The 15,748-nt window shown below is 67.1% G+C and carries 10 protein-coding genes; 4 read left to right on the top strand and 6 right to left on the bottom strand.

Translation table 11 applies throughout. The features are described from left to right. Nucleotides 1–276: 276 nt before the first annotated feature. Nucleotides 277–1,881: a SulP family inorganic anion transporter gene (locus AC5P60_RS18850; RefSeq protein WP_483693856.1), complete on the top strand. Its 1,605-nt coding sequence runs from the start codon at nt 277–279 to the stop codon at nt 1,879–1,881. Between the two features lie 79 nt (nt 1,882–1,960). Here AC5P60_RS18850 and AC5P60_RS18845 read toward each other — a convergent pair whose 3' ends face one another. Next, on the bottom strand, nt 1,961–2,671 hold the full coding sequence (locus tag AC5P60_RS18845) for a glutathione S-transferase (protein WP_483693854.1): 711 nt from the start codon (nt 2,669–2,671) through the stop codon (nt 1,961–1,963). A 170-nt stretch (nt 2,672–2,841) separates the two neighbouring features. Here AC5P60_RS18845 and AC5P60_RS18840 point away from each other — a divergent pair, with 170 nt between their 5' ends. Both AC5P60_RS18840 and clpB read left to right on the top strand, forming a co-directional pair. Continuing rightward, complete coding sequence (locus AC5P60_RS18840; protein ID WP_483693853.1) at nt 2,842–3,663, top strand: DUF3014 domain-containing protein; 822 nt, start codon at nt 2,842–2,844, stop codon at nt 3,661–3,663. Nucleotides 3,664–3,844: 181 nt separating this feature from the next. After that, the gene (gene clpB, locus AC5P60_RS18835) at nt 3,845–6,430 is read left to right on the top strand and encodes an ATP-dependent chaperone ClpB (protein WP_049451219.1); all 2,586 of its coding nucleotides are present in this window, start codon (nt 3,845–3,847) and stop codon (nt 6,428–6,430) included. A gap of 72 nt (nt 6,431–6,502) precedes the next feature. Here the strand turns inward: clpB and AC5P60_RS18830 are convergent, their stop codons facing one another. From AC5P60_RS18830 to AC5P60_RS18820, 3 genes are all read right to left on the bottom strand, one after another. Then, nucleotides 6,503–7,303, bottom strand: a complete 801-nt coding sequence (locus AC5P60_RS18830) for a MipA/OmpV family protein (protein ID WP_005410774.1) — start codon at nt 7,301–7,303, stop codon at nt 6,503–6,505. 140 nt (nt 7,304–7,443) lie between these two features. Next, a complete protein-coding gene (locus AC5P60_RS18825; protein ID WP_111108684.1) occupies nt 7,444–8,733 on the bottom strand; it encodes an ATP-binding protein in 1,290 nt (429 codons plus the stop codon). Beyond that, nucleotides 8,730–9,467, bottom strand: a complete 738-nt coding sequence (locus AC5P60_RS18820) for a winged helix-turn-helix domain-containing protein (protein WP_005414287.1) — start codon at nt 9,465–9,467, stop codon at nt 8,730–8,732. Before AC5P60_RS18820 ends, AC5P60_RS18825 begins: the two co-directional genes overlap by 4 nt. Nucleotides 9,468–9,649: 182 nt before the next feature. Between AC5P60_RS18820 and AC5P60_RS18815 the strand changes: the two genes are divergently transcribed. Next, nucleotides 9,650–10,936 carry an O-acetylhomoserine aminocarboxypropyltransferase/cysteine synthase family protein gene (locus tag AC5P60_RS18815; RefSeq protein ID WP_049454259.1) on the top strand — a complete coding sequence of 429 codons (1,287 nt, stop codon included), beginning with the start codon at nt 9,650–9,652 and terminating at the stop codon, nt 10,934–10,936. 449 nt (nt 10,937–11,385) lie between these two features. On the opposite strand, the gene ybaL is transcribed toward AC5P60_RS18815, so the two are convergent. Together ybaL and AC5P60_RS18805 are read right to left on the bottom strand one after the other, a co-directional pair. After that, complete coding sequence (gene ybaL / locus AC5P60_RS18810) at nt 11,386–13,083, bottom strand: YbaL family putative K(+) efflux transporter (protein ID WP_057502349.1); 1,698 nt, start codon at nt 13,081–13,083, stop codon at nt 11,386–11,388. Nucleotides 13,084–13,283: 200 nt separating this feature from the next. After that, nucleotides 13,284–15,671 (bottom strand): TonB-dependent receptor plug domain-containing protein, encoded by a 2,388-nt coding sequence (locus tag AC5P60_RS18805; protein WP_414494468.1) that lies wholly within the window; start codon nt 15,669–15,671, stop codon nt 13,284–13,286. Nucleotides 15,672–15,748: the final 77 nt, after the last annotated feature.

Below are 15,748 nucleotides of genomic sequence, written 5' to 3'. Positions count from 1 at the left end.
GGCGGACAAGAAGTTCTCGACTAAACGGCGTCAAACGGGCATTTTTATGGTGGTTCATCCGGGCTCTTTGGGGACTGGATAGGTGTGGTAACCACCATTTTCCAAAGATGTCCCGGATGAACAACCTACCGAGAGATCACAACTAACAGTCGACTCTACCCGCGCCCAGCCACGAGGGGCTCCGCCGTTGGCTGGAACCCATCATTCCACGACGGAATTGGCGCGCCGGCCCCGCTGGGCCTACCATCGGCGGTCCCCACCCCCACCGCCCCTTCCATGTCCGCTCCCGCTTCCGCCGCACCGCGTCGCTGGTTCGTCGCCGGTGACTTCAACGGCTTCTTCGGCCTGGTCGTCGACAACCTCTCCATCCTCGGCTTCATCGCCATGGCCCTGGTCGGGATCTTCCAGTTTCCCGCCGACGTGGTGTTCGGCCGCATGTTCCCCGGCACCGCCTTCGGCGTGCTGGTCGGCAACCTGCTGTACACCCTGATGGCGCGGCGGCTGGCCGCGCGCACCGGCCGCGACGATGTCACCGCCATGCCGCTCGGCCTGGATGCACCGACCAGCATCGGCATGGCGCTGCTGGTGCTCGGCCCGGCCTTCCTCGCGTTCAAGCAGCAGGGCATGGACCCGCACGCTGCGGGCATCGCCACCTGGCAGCTGGGCATGGCCGCGCTGGTCATCATGGGCGTGCTCAAGTTCGTGCTGTCGTTCTTCGGCGAAGCGGTCACCCGCGCGCTGCCGCGAGCCGCGCTGCTGGGTTCCATCGCCGGCATCGCGCTGGTGCTGATGGGCCTGCTGCCGCTGCTGGAAACGCTGCGCTCGCCGCTGGTCGGCTTCACCACGCTCGGTTTGCTGCTGTACGTGCTGATTGCCAAGGGCAAGCTGCCGGTGCGTGGCCCGGGCGTGCTGCTGGCCTTCGTGTTCGGCACCGTGCTGTATTACGGCCTCGGCCTGGCCGGGCTGGGCGCGCCGGGCTTCCATGTGCCGGCGTGGGTGCCGCCGCAGGTGGTGCTGCCACTGCCGACGCTGGGCTTCCTCGACGGCCTACCCACCGCGATGACCTACCTGCCGCTGCTGCTGCCGTTCGGTCTGCTGATGGTGGTCGGCGGCATCAACGTGTCTGAAAGCGCGCGCGCAGCCGGCGACGACTATCGCACCCGCGACATCCTGCTGGTGGAAGCGGTAGCCACGCTGGTGGCCGGTGTCTGTGGCGGCGTGGCGCAGACCACCCCGTACATCGGCCAGCCGGCGTACAAGCACATGGGTGCGCGCAGCGGCTATACGCTGCTGACCGGCCTGTTCGTCGGCATCGGCGGCATGCTCGGCATCATCTCCGGGCTGGTGCAGTGGCTGCCGCTGGCGGTGCTGGCACCGATCATCGTGTACGTGGCCATCGATATCACCACCCAGGCCTTCCAGGCCACGCCGCGTCACCACACCGGCGCGATGGTGTTCGGCTTTCTGCCGTCAGTGGCGTACCTGCTGGCGATCAAGGCACCCGGCTGGATCGCGTCGGACCAGCTGCCGCAGCTGCTGACCAAGCTCGACGGCCATGGCCTGCCCGAGCTGGCGGTGATCTTCACCCTCGGCAACGGCTTCATCATCACCTCGATGCTGTGGATTTCGGCGGTGGCGGCGATGGTCGATGGCCGCCTGCGCCGTGCCTGCGGCTTCCTGCTGGTGGCTGCGGTGCTGACCCTGTTCGGTCTGATCCACTCGGTGGATCCGCGCGGTGGCATCTACCTGCCGTGGGAGCTGGACGGCCTGGCGCGCATCATCAGCTGGCAGTTCGCTGGTGCCTACGTGGCACTGGCGTTGCTGCTGGGGTTGCTTTCGCTGCAGAAGCAGCCGGTGCAGCCGCTGGGTGAAAACAACTGACTCAACGGTAGTGCCGGCCGCTGGCCGGCATCCTCATGGGCTTCGGTCGGATCGTGCAGCTGCCGGCCAGCGGCCGACACTACCGCTCTCCATCCAGTTCCGGGTAGTGGCGGAAGATGCCGTTGGTGTTGAACGGCAACCGCCGCTCCGAGGCCAGATAGGCGGCGATGTTCGGCCGCTTTGCCACCCGCTCCTGCAGCGCACGCAGCAGGGGCAGGGTCGGCGTCAGTGCCTGCATGCGGCGCGGGAACATGTAGTCCAGTCCGCTCAGCAGCTGGAACAGCGACAGATCCACATAGGAATGCTCGCGCAGTGCGTGGCGGCCACCATTGGCGGCCAGCACCTGCTCGAAGTAGCCGAGGAACTTCGGCAGCCGTTCGCTGCGCAGTGAGGCGGCCCGTGCCTTGGCTTCGGTCTTCTGCTCTTCGTAGTACTTCGATGCGGCGATCGGATGGTGGGTGTCGTGCACCTCGGCTACCAGGTCGGCGATGGTCAGCTGCAACTGCAGTGCCTGCACCCGCCGCGAGGCCGCCTGCGGCACCAGGTCCAGCGTCGGGCCGAGGAAATCCAGGATCGCGGCGACCTGTGCAATGACCTGGCGGCCCGCCTTCAGGAATGGCGGCGCGAAGGGCTGCGCACCTTCACTGCCGCCATCGAGAAACGGCTGCATCACCGCATCGCCGTGCACCCGCGCCATGTCGATGTAGTCGACACCGGCATCCTCCAGCGCCAGCCGCACGAACTCGCCACGGCCCTGGATGCCGGTCCAGTAATACAGCGCGTACTGCATGGCAGTGCCTCCACAGAACAAGGCTCACAGCCTCGCGCGCTGCATGCAAAGCAAGTGTGAGCACGGCCTTGCTGCAGGCCTCAACCCGAACGGCAGCGGAACAGGCGGGGAACCGGCTGCAATCGGTGGGGTCACACCTTCACCATGCGTATGGAACGAGGTGCTGCAGCATGCAGAGTGGAAAGGCGGTATGGCCCTGGGTGTTGGGCGTGGTGGTGATCGGTGGTGCCGGTGGTTGGCTGTTCCGCGATCAGCTGAAGCGCCTGGCAGACGGTGTTTCGGTGCCGGTGCAATCAACCCCCGCCAGTACCGGCGCGCCGCCACAACCGCAGGCGGCCGCGCAGCCCGCGCCGGCACCACCGCCGATCAGGCATCCGCTGGATACCGAGGCCGCGGCTGACCCGGCGCTGCCGACGCTGGCCGACAGCGATGCGGCGGCCTGGGGCGCATTGAGCCAGCTGTTCCAGGGCGAGGGGCCACTGACCCTGCTGCTGCGCGACCACCTGATCCAGCGCCTGGTTACCCAGCTCGACAACCTGGACAAGCCCAGCGTGCCGCCGACCGCGCTGGCCGCGCGGCCGCTGCCGGGCAGCCTGCAGGTCGAACCCGCCGAGGGCGGCGAACGCATCGCCGCCAGCAACGCGGCGCGCTATGCACCCTACGTGCAGGCCTTCACCGCGCTGGACCCGGCGGCAACGTCTACCGCCTACAAGCGCTTCTATCCGCTGATCCAGCAGGCCTATGTGGACCTGGGCCGGCCCGACGGGTACTTCAACGACCGCCTGGTCGCGGTGATCGACAACCTGCTGGACACCCCGGAACTGGCCCAGTCCCCAGTGGTGCAGCGCGATGAACGCGGCCGCTACCGCTTTGTCGATCCCACCCTGCAGTCGCGCTCGATCGGGCAGAAGGCGCTGCTGCGGATGGATGCCGCCCAGGCGCGGGCGGTCAAGCAGCAGCTGCGGGCGATCCGCAGCGCGATCACCCGCTGAGCCCGTTCACCGCGTAGAACTGATCGGGATCAACGCGCCGACCACACCGGTTCCGGCATGCTGGCCGGAGCCTGACTGGCCTCGGGGTGCAGTCGCAGCCACCCTTGAAACCGGGTGGGGCAACCGCATCTTTCCAGCATCGCCGGCGCGGGCCGGCCCTGATGACCGATGAGGATTCGCAATGCGGATGGACAAGCTCACCTCGCGTTTCCAGCAGGCGCTGGCAGACGCACAGTCGTTGGCCGTGGGCCGCGACAACAGCATCATCGAACCGGTTCACCTGTTCAGCGCGTTGCTGGACCAGCAGGGTGGCAGCACGCGCCCGCTGCTGGCCCAGGCCGGGGTGAACGTGCCGGTGCTGCGCGAGCGCCTGACCGAGGCGCTGGATGCGCTGCCGAAGGTGTCCGGCCAGGCCGGCAACGTCTCGATGGGCAACGATCTGGGGCGCCTGCTGAACCAGACCGACAAGCTGGCGCAGCAGCACGGGGACGCCTTCATTGCCAGCGAGTGGTTCGTGCTGGCGGCGCTGGACGACGGCGGCACGCTGGGCATGGCGCTGCGCGCCGCCGGTGCCGACAAGACGCGCCTGCAGGCGGCCATCGACAAGCTGCGCGGCGGCGAGAACGTGCAGTCGGAGAATGCCGAGGAACAGCGCCAGGCGCTGGAGAAATACACCATCGACCTGACCGCGCGTGCCGAGAGCGGCAAGCTCGACCCGGTGATCGGCCGTGACGAGGAAATCCGCCGCACCATCCAGGTGCTGCAGCGCCGGACCAAGAACAACCCGGTGCTGATCGGCGAACCCGGCGTGGGCAAGACCGCGATCGTCGAAGGGCTGGCCCAGCGCATCATCAACGACGAAGTGCCCGAAGGCCTGCGCGGCAAGCGCGTGCTGTCGCTGGACATGGGCGCGCTGATTGCCGGGGCCAAGTTCCGCGGCGAATTCGAGGAGCGCCTGAAGGGCGTGCTCAACGACCTGGCCAAGAACGAGGGCCAGATCATCCTGTTCATCGACGAACTGCACACCATGGTCGGCGCCGGCAAGGCCGATGGCGCGATGGATGCCGGCAACATGCTGAAGCCAGCGCTGGCACGCGGCGAGCTGCACTGCATCGGCGCCACCACGCTGGACGAATACCGCAAGTACATCGAGAAGGATGCTGCGCTGGAGCGTCGCTTCCAGAAGGTGTTCGTGGGCGAGCCGTCGGTGGAGGACACCATCGCGATCCTGCGCGGCCTGAAGGAAAAGTACGCGGTGCACCACGGCGTGGAGATCACCGATCCGGCCATCGTGGCGGCTGCGACGTTGTCCAACCGCTACATCACCGACCGCCAGCTGCCGGACAAGGCCATCGACCTGATGGACGAAGCCGCCTCGCGACTGCGTATGGAGATCGACTCCAAGCCGGAAGAGCTGGACCGCCTTGAGCGCCGGGTGATCCAGCTGAAGATCCAGCGCGAGATGCTGAAGAAGGAGAAGGACGAAGCCTCGCGGCAGCGCCTGGCCGACCTGGAAAACGACATCGACGGGCTGGAGCGCGAGTTCTCCGACCTCAATGAAATCTGGAAGTCGGAGAAGGCCGCGCTGCAGGGCGCGACCAAGATCAAGGAACAGGTCGAGCAGGCCAAGCTGGAGCTGGAGGCCGCGCAGCGCCGCCAGGATTTCGCCAAGATGAGCGAGATCCAGTACGGGCTGCTGCCGCAGCTGGAAAAGCAGCTGGCCGCGGCCCAGGAGGCCGAGCACAAGGACTTCAAGCTGGTGCAGGACCGCGTGACCGACGAGGAGATCGCCGAGGTCGTATCGCGCTGGACCGGCATCCCGGTCAACAAGATGCTCGAAGGCGAGCGCGACAAGCTGTTGCGCATGGAAGAGGTGCTGCACAACCGCGTGGTCGGCCAGGAAGAAGCGATCAAGGTCGTCTCCGATGCCGTGCGCCGCTCGCGTGCAGGCCTGTCCGATCCGAATCGCCCGGCCGGCTCGTTCCTGTTCCTCGGCCCGACCGGTGTCGGCAAGACCGAGCTGTGCAAGTCGCTGGCCGAATTCCTGTTCGACAGTGCCGACGCGATGATCCGCATCGACATGAGCGAATTCATGGAGAAGCACAGCGTGGCCCGCCTGATCGGCGCGCCTCCGGGCTACGTCGGCTACGAGGAAGGTGGCTACCTGACCGAGGCCGTGCGTCGCCGTCCGTACTCGCTGATACTGCTGGACGAAGTGGAGAAGGCGCATCCGGATGTGTTCAACATCCTGCTGCAGGTGCTGGACGATGGCCGCCTGACCGATGGACAGGGCCGTACCGTGGACTTCCGCAACACCGTCATCGTGATGACCTCGAACCTGGGCTCGCACCAGATCCAGGACATGAGCACCGACGACAGTCCGGAGGCCTACACGCAGATGAAGGCGGCGGTGATGGGCGTGGTGCAGGCGCACTTCCGGCCGGAGTTCATCAACCGCCTTGACGACATCGTGGTGTTCCACCCGCTGGACAAGCAGCAGATCAAGCAGATCGCGCGCATCCAGATGCGTGGGCTTGAAAAGCGGCTGGCCGAGCGCGGGTTGAAGCTGGCGGTCTCCGATGCGGCGTTCGACCTGCTCGGCAACGTCGGTTTCGATCCGGTCTATGGCGCGCGCCCGTTGAAGCGTGCAATCCAGTCGCAGCTGGAGAATCCGCTGGCGCAGCAGATCCTGTCCGGTGCTTTCGTCAACGGCGATACCATCGAAGTCGGAAACGACGGCGGCCGCCTGGTGTTCGCCAAAGCGTGATTCACACGGGGCGCTGCCTGGCCGTAGCGCCCCGTTTCCTGCGAAGTGGGCCGGGCAATGCCCGGCGCTCACTCAGAAGCGGTGCGTATAGCCGCTCATCAAGCCGAACTGGTTCGCCTTCTGCACGATCGGGCTGTCGGCGGCATCACCGAGCAGGCGCGTGCCTTCGGCCGAGATGTACCAGTTGCCGTTGCGGCCCACGCGGTGGCTCCACTTCAGGCCGACACCGGCACTGACCAGGCCGGCCTTTGGCTTGTGCTCGGCAAAGCCGGTACGCGCCGCCTGTTCCGGGCTGACGCCGTACCAGGTCTGCATGTAGCCGCGGTTGCCGTAGTCGGTGGACACGCTGCCGCTGACCACGCCGCCGGCCAGGTCGAACAGCGGCATGCTCAGGTTCAGATGGATCTGCTGGGTGGCCAGGCCGTTCTCGGCCTTGTCCTCGTCCTTGCGGGTGAACTGCCAGGAGCCGCTCAGCACGGCTTCGCCCAGCGTATAACCAGCCGAGACGCCGACCAGGGGACGGGCATCGATATCACCCATGCCGCGCAGGAAGTCGGAACCGCCGAGCAGCGAGTCCTTTTCCTTGCGGATGCCGCTGGCGCCGACATACGCGCGCACGCGGGTGTGCTCGCCGATGGAGGTGCCCCAGCCAATGCCACTGGTGCCCAGAAACCATCCACCCGGCGAGGTGACATCAAAGGACAACGACGGCGTCGCACGATACTCCTCGCTGCCGCTGTAGCGCGGCGCCACGCCACCGCCGGCAGCGACCTCGAAGGTCCAGTGGTCATCCTTGGCGTGGGCGATCGGTGCGGCGAACAGCGGCAACAGGGCCAGGCAGAGCAGGGCGGGGGAACGGCGAAGCTGGGACATGGAAACTCTCGACAATGGGAGGAAGGCAGCACGCGCATCCGGCGAGTGCTGCAGGGTCGCTAGCGTGGCGATACGCCGGCGACCGATCCGTCCGCAGTTGTGCGGGAGTTGTAATAAACTGTAATTGCGCCCAAGGGCGTTCAGCTGGCAGCCAGCGGCCAGTGCATCTCCAGGCGCGCGCCGCCCAACGTGGCGCGGCTGATGCGAAGCTCGCCGCCGTGGCGGACGGCAATGCGGCTGACGATGGCCAGGCCCAGGCCGAAGCCCCCGGTATCGCGGCTGCGGCTGTCATCCAGGCGGGTGAACGGGCGCATCACCTTCTCGCGATCGGCTTCGGCAATGCCGGGACCGTCGTCATCCACACGCAGGCAGGCGCGGCCGCTGACACCGACCAGCGAGACTTCCACCTGCGAACGCGCATGGCGCAGCGCATTGCCCACCAGATTGCTGAGTGCCAGCTGCAGCAGGCGTGGTTCGGCATCCACCCGCGGCAACGCACTGGGCTGCACGCGCAGTACCACCCCGGCACGTTCGGCATCACGGCGCGCATCGGCCAGGCAGGCCTGCAGCCAGTCATTGGCTTCGATGCGCTGCATCGGCTCGCCCTCGCTGGGATGCTCCAGCCGTTCGTAAGCCAGCAGTTCGCTGACCAGCCGGTTGAGCTCGGCCAGGTCACCGTGCAGGCCCTGCGCCAGCCGTTCGCGGCGTTCGCGGTCATCGCTGTCCTGCATCAGGTCCAGGCCGAAGGCCACGCGCGCGATCGGCGTGCGCAGCTCGTGCGAGATCGCATGGGTCAGGTCGCGCTGGCGCTGCACCAGTTCGGCCACGCGTGCCGCCATGCGGTTGGAGTGGTCGACGATGACCCGGATCTGCGAGCGTGGCGAGACCTGTGCACGTGCCTGCAGATCGCCCGAACCGATGCGGTCGGCATGCCGGCGCAGCGCTTCCAGGTCGCGCCAGAGCAGGCGCACCCACGCGTACAGGCTGGCGCCCACCAGCAGCAGGATGCTGAGGTAGGCGGCGATGGTCATGTACGTCGTCATCTGCACCGCGCCAGGCAGGCGCAGGTGCAGCCAGCGGCCATCGCTGCCCTCGATGGGCAGCAGGACCTGCTGGTATTGATCGCGCACGATGAAACCATCGGCCTTCACGGCCACCTGTTCCTGCGCGTCGAGTGCGGGAGGTTTGTCGAGCAGGGTCAGGGCGATGCCGTAGTGTGGCTGCCACTGCTGCAGGCGCTCACGCTGCTGGTCGGCATCCAGGCCGGCCAGGCCACTGCGCAGGGCGTACACCTGACCACGCACCTGCTGGACGAAGACGCGATCCTGCACGGGCGTGTAGATGCCGTCCAGGATGTGGTTGAGGAAGAACACCGACACCAGGAAGCAGGCACCCGTGATAAACCACAACCACAGGAACAGCCGCTTCATGCCGTCCAGGCCGACGGATTGAACTGGTAGCCACGGCCCCACACGGTCTTGATCCGCCGCGGTTCGCGCGCATCATCGCCGAGCTTGCGGCGCAGCTTGCCGATGCTGACATCGACACTGCGGTCCAGGCCGTCAAAGCCGATGCCGCGCACTGCCTGCAGGATCTGGTCGCGCGACAGGATCTGCCCCGGCTGGCTGGCCAGCAGCCACAGGATCTCGAATTCCGTGGTGCCCAGCTCGACCGGCTGACCGTGCAGGTGCACTTCGCGCTGCATGCGGTCGATCAGCAGTTCGCCATGCATCAGACGGCTGGGTGTGCCGGTGTTGCTGCTGCCATGGCGGCGGCGCAGCAGGGCGCGCAGGCGGGCGAGCAGCAGGCGCGGCTCGATCGGTTTGTGCACATAGTCATCGGCGCCCGATTCCAGGCCCAGCACCTGCTCGATGTCGTCTTCGCAGGCGGTCAGCATCAGGATCGGCACGTCGGAGAAACTGCGGATCTGCCGGCACACATCGATGCCGCCGAGGCCGGGCAGCATCAGGTCCAGTACCACCAGCTCGGGCGCATGCTGGCGGCAGGCCGCGCCGGCAAGGTCACCGCGCGCGACATGCTGCACGGCGAAACCATGTTCGTGGAGATAGTCGCTGACCAGCTCGGCCAGGCGACGGTCGTCCTCCACCAACAAGACCTGGGTCGGGGTGCCGTTGGCGGTGGGTGTCCAGGGGGATGGCTGCATGCGCGTGGGGCCTCCGTGCCCGGGCAGGAGCGCCCGGCGGCGAAGCCTATCAACGCCCCGTGACCGCTGCCTGAATCGCGACCAACCTGATAACCCCCGGTATGGACGTCATCGCCAGCAGCTTTCAGCGGCCGGCGACGGCTGGCCTATGGTGGCGGTTTCCCCGGATGGAGCCTGGCGCAATGAGCGACCCGCAGTGGCAACTGGAAACCCTGGCCGTGCACGGCGGCTACCGTCCCGACCCGACTACCCGCGCGGTGGCGGTGCCGATCTACCAGACGGTGGCGTATGCCTTCGATGACACCCAGCACGGCGCCGACCTGTTCGACCTGAAGGTACCGGGCAATATCTATACGCGCATCATGAACCCCACCACCGACGTGCTGGAGCAGCGCCTGGCCGCGCTGGAAGGCGGCATCGGTGCGCTGGCGCTGGCCTCGGGGCAGGCCGCGATCACCTATGCCATCCAGACCATTGCAGAGGCCGGCGACAACATCGTCGCCTCCAGCGCGCTGTATGGCGGCAGCCTCAACCTGCTGGCGCACACCCTGCCGCAGTACGGCATCCAGGCGCGCTTCGCCGACCCCGCCGATCCAGCGGCGTTCGCCGCGCTGATCGACGAGCGCACCAAGGCGGTGTTCGTCGAATCGATCGGCAACCCGCGTGGCAACGTCACCGACATTGCCGCCATCGCCGAGGTCGCGCATGCCGCCGGCGTGCCGCTGATCGTGGACAACACCGTGGCCACACCGTTCCTGCTGCGCCCGTTCGAGCACGGTGCCGACATTGTCGTGCACTCGCTGACCAAATACCTGGGCGGCCACGGCAACAGCCTCGGCGGCGCGATCATCGACTCCGGCCGCTTCGACTGGGCCGCGCAGCCGAAGCGTTTCGCCCGACTCAACCAGCCCGACCCCAGCTACCACGGCGTGGTCTACACCGAAGCGCTGGGGCCGGCGGCCTATATCGGCCGCGCGCGCGTGGTGCCGCTGCGCAATACCGGCGCCGCGTTGTCGCCGTTCAACGCGTTCCTGATCCTGCAGGGCATCGAGACCCTGGCCCTGCGCATGGAGCGCATCAATGCCAATGCACTGGCCGTCGCGCAGTACCTGAAGGCGCACGACAAGGTGGCCTGGGTACGCTACGCCGGGTTGGCCGACGACCCGGAGCACGCCGCCGCGCAGCGCTACCTGGGGGGACACGGCTCGGGCGTACTGACCTTCGGCCTGCCCGGCGGCCGTGAGGCGGGTGCACGTTTCCTCGATGCGCTGAAGCTGTTCACCCGCCTGGTCAACCTGGGCGATGCGAAGTCGCTGGCCACCCATCCGGCCTCCACCACCCATCGCCAGCTGGATGCCGCCGAACTGGCCAAGGCCGGCGTCAGCGAAGACACCGTGCGGCTGTCGATCGGCATCGAGCACATCGGCGACCTGCGCGCCGACCTGGAACAGGCCCTGGCCGGCGCCTGATAGCTACGCGCTTGGTCGTCATCGCTACTGGCGATCACCACCGGCACCGCGATGCGCTACGGTGGAACTGCCTCTCCAAGGCATGGCAAGGTGGCGATCCAGATCCCCGGTCGATGCGGGTCGACCGGGGATCTTTTTTGTTTCCGGGGTCAGATCCGTTTTCCTGTGGAAAACGGATCTGACCCATGCGCCGACGTGTCGACCCAGGGCGACACCTACCAGAGCAGAACGCCGTTCCGGCAGATCGCAGGAATCTGTCGAAGGCGGGGTGGGTCCGGTTGCAGGGGCGTGAGCGCCATGGATGGCGCGACCGAGCCTCCATGGACGGATTCACGGCGTCCCCTGCAACCGGTCCTACCCCGCCATCCCACGGATAGTCAGCTTTTGCCTTTGCCTTTGCTGTTGCCTTGGCAGGTGCAGGGCTGCAAGCCCTGCCGCACCCACACCCCTCACACCACCGGAATGCTGTGCTGCCCCAGATTCCGGTACGGCGGCGTGGACATGATCATCTCCGCCAGCGAATACGCCAGCTCACGTTCGGCCATCACCGTGCCATCGGCACCGTGTTCCAGCAGATGCTTCACTTCCGCATCGCTGTGTGCGCGCGCCAGCAGGGTCAGGTCCGGGTTGATCGCCCGCAGCTTGGCCAGCGCCTCACCGGCTTCCAGCGGTTGCGGAATCGCCAGCACCGCAATCTTCGCGCGCTCCGGATGGGCCTCGGCCAGCACCCGGTCGGCCGCCGCACTGCCGCGGATCGCCGCCAGGCCCTTGGCGTGCGCCTGCTCGACGTGCTCCTTGTTGTCATCGATCACCAGCACCGGCACGCCACGGTCGCGCAGCACCTGGGCCAGTTCGCTGCCCACGCGGCCATAACCAATCACGATGGCGTGGTCATGCAGGTCACGTGAGGGACCGGTGGCCTCTTCGGGCTCGGCGGCCTGGGGTGACTGCTCCTGCTTGGCCTGCCAACGGTCCAGCAGCCCGAATACCAGCGGGTTGAGCATGATCGACACCAGCGCACCGGCCAGTACCAGCGACTGGCCTTCCTTCGGCAGGATCTGCAGTGCCACGCCGAGGCCGGCGATGATGAAGGCGAACTCACCGATCTGCGCCAGGCTGGCCGAGATGGTCAACGCGGTGCTGGTCGGGTGCCCGAACGCGCGCACGATGAAGAACGCCGCGGCCGACTTGCCGAACATGATGATCAGCACGGTGGCCAGCACCTGCCACGGGTGCTGGACGAGGATATTGGGGTCGAACAGCATGCCGACCGACACAAAGAACAGGACCGCGAACGCATCGCGCAGCGGCAGCGAATCGTGCGCGGCCTTGTGGCTCAGCTCCGATTCGTTGAGCAGCATGCCGGCGAAGAACGCGCCCAGCGCGAACGAGACGCCGAACAACATGGCCGAGCCGAACGCGACGCCCAGCGCGATCGCCAGCACCGACAGGGTGAACAGCTCGCGCGAGCCGGTGCCGGCGATACGCTCCAGGATCCACGGAATGACCCGGCGGCCGACCACCAGCATCACCGCCACGAACAGGCCCAGCTGCACGAAGGTCCAGCCGATGTCGGCCAGCACGCTGCCCAGCGAGTGCGATTCCTTGGCTGCTTCGGGGCCGAACACGCCGGCCATCACCGGCATCATCACCAGTGCCAGCACGCAGGCCAGGTCTTCCACGATCAGCCAGCCGACCGCGATCTTGCCGCGCATCGTCTCCAGCAGGCGGCGTTCCTCCATCGCCCGCAGCAGCACCACCGTGCTGGCGGTGGCCAGCGAGAAACCGAAGATGACCCCGTGGATGGCCGGCCAGCCCATCAGCGAGGCCACACCCCAGCCGAGCAGGGTGGCCACCGCGATCTGGCCGATGGCGCCGGGGATGGCGATCGCCTTGACCGCCATCAGGTCCTTCAGCGAGAAGTGCAGGCCGACACCGAACATCAGCAGCATCACGCCCAGTTCGGCCAGCTGGTTGGCCAGCGCCTGGTCGGCGACGAAGCCGGGGGTGAACGGACCTACGCAGATGCCAGCAACCAGGTAACCGACCAAGGGAGACAAGCGGAGCTTGTTGGCCAGCGCGCCGAAGATGAAGGCGAGCCCCAGGCCAACGGCAACGATGTTGATCAGGTCGGTGTCATGGTGCATCGGCACTCGCAGAAAGCAGGGGGATACCCCGATTTTCACCGAAGCGGCCAGATACGGCAAACCCGCCGTCCACGTGCCGTGGCCGGCGGGTTTGCCCACGCATTTCTCTTCTACCCCCGCCTTCGGAGCGCCCCTTCAACAAGAAGGGGCGCTCCTCCAGACGCGGCCCGGGGTTGCCGGCCAGCGGCCGGCTCTACCCCTTACCAGGTGTACTTGATCCGCCCGTACACGTACGCGCCGTTGAAGCCGAACGGCGAGTAGTTGCTGTACGGCAGCATGCCGAAGGTCGAGTTCTGCAGGTCTTCGGTGCGGTCCGGGTACTTGTCCAGCAGGTTGTCGGCGCCCACGGTCAGGGTCCAGTTGCTGCTCGGCTTGTAGCTGGCCGAGGCATCCACCACCCAGGCGTCGCCGTAGGTCTGGTCACGCAGCGCGGTGGCCGAGTTGCGCACGGTGAATTTGCCGTAGCGGGTGGCGGCCAGGCCCAGTTCCCAGTGGTCCGAGCGCCAGGTGCCGCTCAGGATCGCCTTGTCGCGCGGGTAGCTGTCCTCGATGCGGCCAATTTCATCGCGACCGATCAGCGACTGGGTCAGGCCCAGCGTGCCGAACACCGCCGGGGTGCCGCCGACGCGGCGCACTTCGGTGTCGTTGTAGCTGTACGCAGCGGTCAGCTCCAGGCTGCTGGCGTTGAACGGCACCGTATAGCTGGACACGAAGTCGACGCCACGGGTGCGCGTATCCAGGCCGTTGGTGAAGTAGGAGAACGCGGTCACCTGCGGCAGGCCCAGGGTGCCCAGCAGCGCGCTGGTGGCCGCGTTGGTGGTGATGCTGGACGACAATGCGATGCGGTCATCAATGTCGATCTGGTAGGCGTCGACGGTGATATACAGGCGGTCGACCGGCTGCAGCACCAGGCCCAGGCTGTAGGAGGTGGAAGTTTCGGCCTTCAGCGGCGAGGCGCCCAGCGCCTGCGCGGCCGGGCTGGTGGTCGGGAAGGTGCCACGCTCGACGAATACGCCATTGAGGAACTGGCTGGTGACCGCCTGGTAGCCCTGCTGCGCCAGCGAAGGTGCACGGAAGCCACTGGAGGCGGTGGCCCGCAGCGCGACCTTGTCGGTGAATGCGTAGCGCGCCGACAGCTTGCCGGAGAAGCGGTCGCCGAAGTCCGAGTAGTCCTCGTAGCGGCCGGTGATGCCGGCCGAGAACTTCTCGGTCAGGTCCGCTTCCAGGCCAGCATAGACCGCGTAGTTGTGGCGGTCCGCATGCACTTCATTGGTCGGGGTGAAGCCCGCGAAGCCCTGCGCGCCGCTGCCGGTGTACGAGTTCAGCTCGCCCGGGTTCTGGTCCCACTTTTCCTTGCGGTACTCACCACCGAAGGACAGCGTGACCGGGTAGGCCAGGCCCCAGTCCAGCGACTTGGTCAGGTCGGCATTGAAGATGTCCTGCTGGTACTTCAGCGTGCCGTCGTAGAACGAGCGCGGGCTGGTTGCGCCGAGGCTGTAGTTGATGCTGTTGCGGGTGTGGAAGTCGAGGGTGTTCTCACCGTGGTTCAGGCTCAGGTCCCAGGTCCAGCCGTTGTCGGTGTTGCCCTTGACCCCGGCCACCAGCGAGCGGTCCTTCGAATACTGGTTGATCTCCGGCACGAAGCCGTCGGGGTAGGTCTGCGCCAGCAGCGCGCTCTGCCCGCTGTGGTTGCGCGAACGGTAGAACGCGAACGAGGTGATGTCGCGGTTGCTGAGCAGCGCGCTGGCGTAGCCGGTCACGTGGTCGCTGAAGTCGAAGCTGGCGTTGGCCGACGCGGCGGTGGCATCCACGCGCGGGTCGCCGACGATGAAGGTCTTCTGGCCGATGCTGGGGAAGTTGCCGGTGTTCGGGGTGGTGCCGCGGTACGGGCCGGCGCGGTTGCTCTCGTCCTGCTGGCTGATCTGGCCAGCCACGTGCACGCGACCACGGCCGTTGCCGAACTCGACGCCGGTATCGCCGGAGAGCTGGTACTTGTTGCCGTCACCGGCCGAGTACTGGCCGTAGTCCACGGCCAGGCTGCCGCCACGGCCGCTGCCCTTGAGCACGATGTTGATGACGCCTGCAATGGCGTCCGAGCCGTACTGTGCCGACGCACCGTCGCGCAGCACTTCCACGCGCTCGATGGCGGCAATCGGGATCGCATTGATGTCCACTGCCGACGAGCCACGGCCGATGCTGCCGTTGACGTTGATCATCGCCGAGGTGTGGCGGCGCTTGCCGTTGACCAGCACCAGCACCTGGTCCGGCGACAGGCCGCGCAGCTGCGCCGGGCGCACGCCACTGGTGCCGTCGGTCAAGGCCGGGCGCGGGAAGTTCAGCGAGGGCAGGGCGCGCGACAGTGCGGTGGCCAGTTCACTGGTGCCGGTGGACTGCAGCACTTCAGGGGTGATGATGTCGATCGGCGACTGCGATTCGGCGACGGTGCGGTCGGCCACGCGGGTGCCGGTGACGATCACCGTGTCCAGGGTGTTGGCGGCGGTGCCGGCCTGCTGGGCAGCGGCAACGAACGGAGAGCCACCGAGTGCGACAGCGACGGCGGCGGCGATCAGGCTGGTCTTGCGGGTCATCGGGATGGGGCTCCGGTTGGCGGGGGTGGCACCGGAATCGACATCACGGGGGTGAGGCGGACGGCGGTTGTTGCGGT

The organism is Stenotrophomonas sp. YJH_SMC_120 (genome assembly GCF_059368675.1).
Note: the sequence above shows the minus strand (reverse complement) of the source record. Positions and strands in the feature narration are given on the sequence as shown.

What these genes read in the sequence shown, in the direction of transcription:
- AC5P60_RS18850 (WP_483693856.1), top strand. Translation starts at nt 277, where the DNA reads ATGTCCGCTCCCGCTTCCGCCGCACCGCGTCGCTGGTTCGTCGCCGGT.
- AC5P60_RS18845 (WP_483693854.1), bottom strand. Translation starts at nt 2,671, where the DNA reads ATGCAGTACGCGCTGTATTACTGGACCGGCATCCAGGGCCGTGGCGAG.
- AC5P60_RS18840 (WP_483693853.1), top strand. Translation starts at nt 2,842, where the DNA reads ATGCAGAGTGGAAAGGCGGTATGGCCCTGGGTGTTGGGCGTGGTGGTG.
- clpB (WP_049451219.1), top strand. Translation starts at nt 3,845, where the DNA reads ATGCGGATGGACAAGCTCACCTCGCGTTTCCAGCAGGCGCTGGCAGAC.
- AC5P60_RS18830 (WP_005410774.1), bottom strand. Translation starts at nt 7,303, where the DNA reads ATGTCCCAGCTTCGCCGTTCCCCCGCCCTGCTCTGCCTGGCCCTGTTG.
- AC5P60_RS18825 (WP_111108684.1), bottom strand. Translation starts at nt 8,733, where the DNA reads ATGAAGCGGCTGTTCCTGTGGTTGTGGTTTATCACGGGTGCCTGCTTC.
- AC5P60_RS18820 (WP_005414287.1), bottom strand. Translation starts at nt 9,467, where the DNA reads ATGCAGCCATCCCCCTGGACACCCACCGCCAACGGCACCCCGACCCAG.
- AC5P60_RS18815 (WP_049454259.1), top strand. Translation starts at nt 9,650, where the DNA reads ATGAGCGACCCGCAGTGGCAACTGGAAACCCTGGCCGTGCACGGCGGC.
- ybaL (WP_057502349.1), bottom strand. Translation starts at nt 13,083, where the DNA reads ATGCACCATGACACCGACCTGATCAACATCGTTGCCGTTGGCCTGGGG.
- AC5P60_RS18805 (WP_414494468.1), bottom strand. Translation starts at nt 15,671, where the DNA reads ATGACCCGCAAGACCAGCCTGATCGCCGCCGCCGTCGCTGTCGCACTC.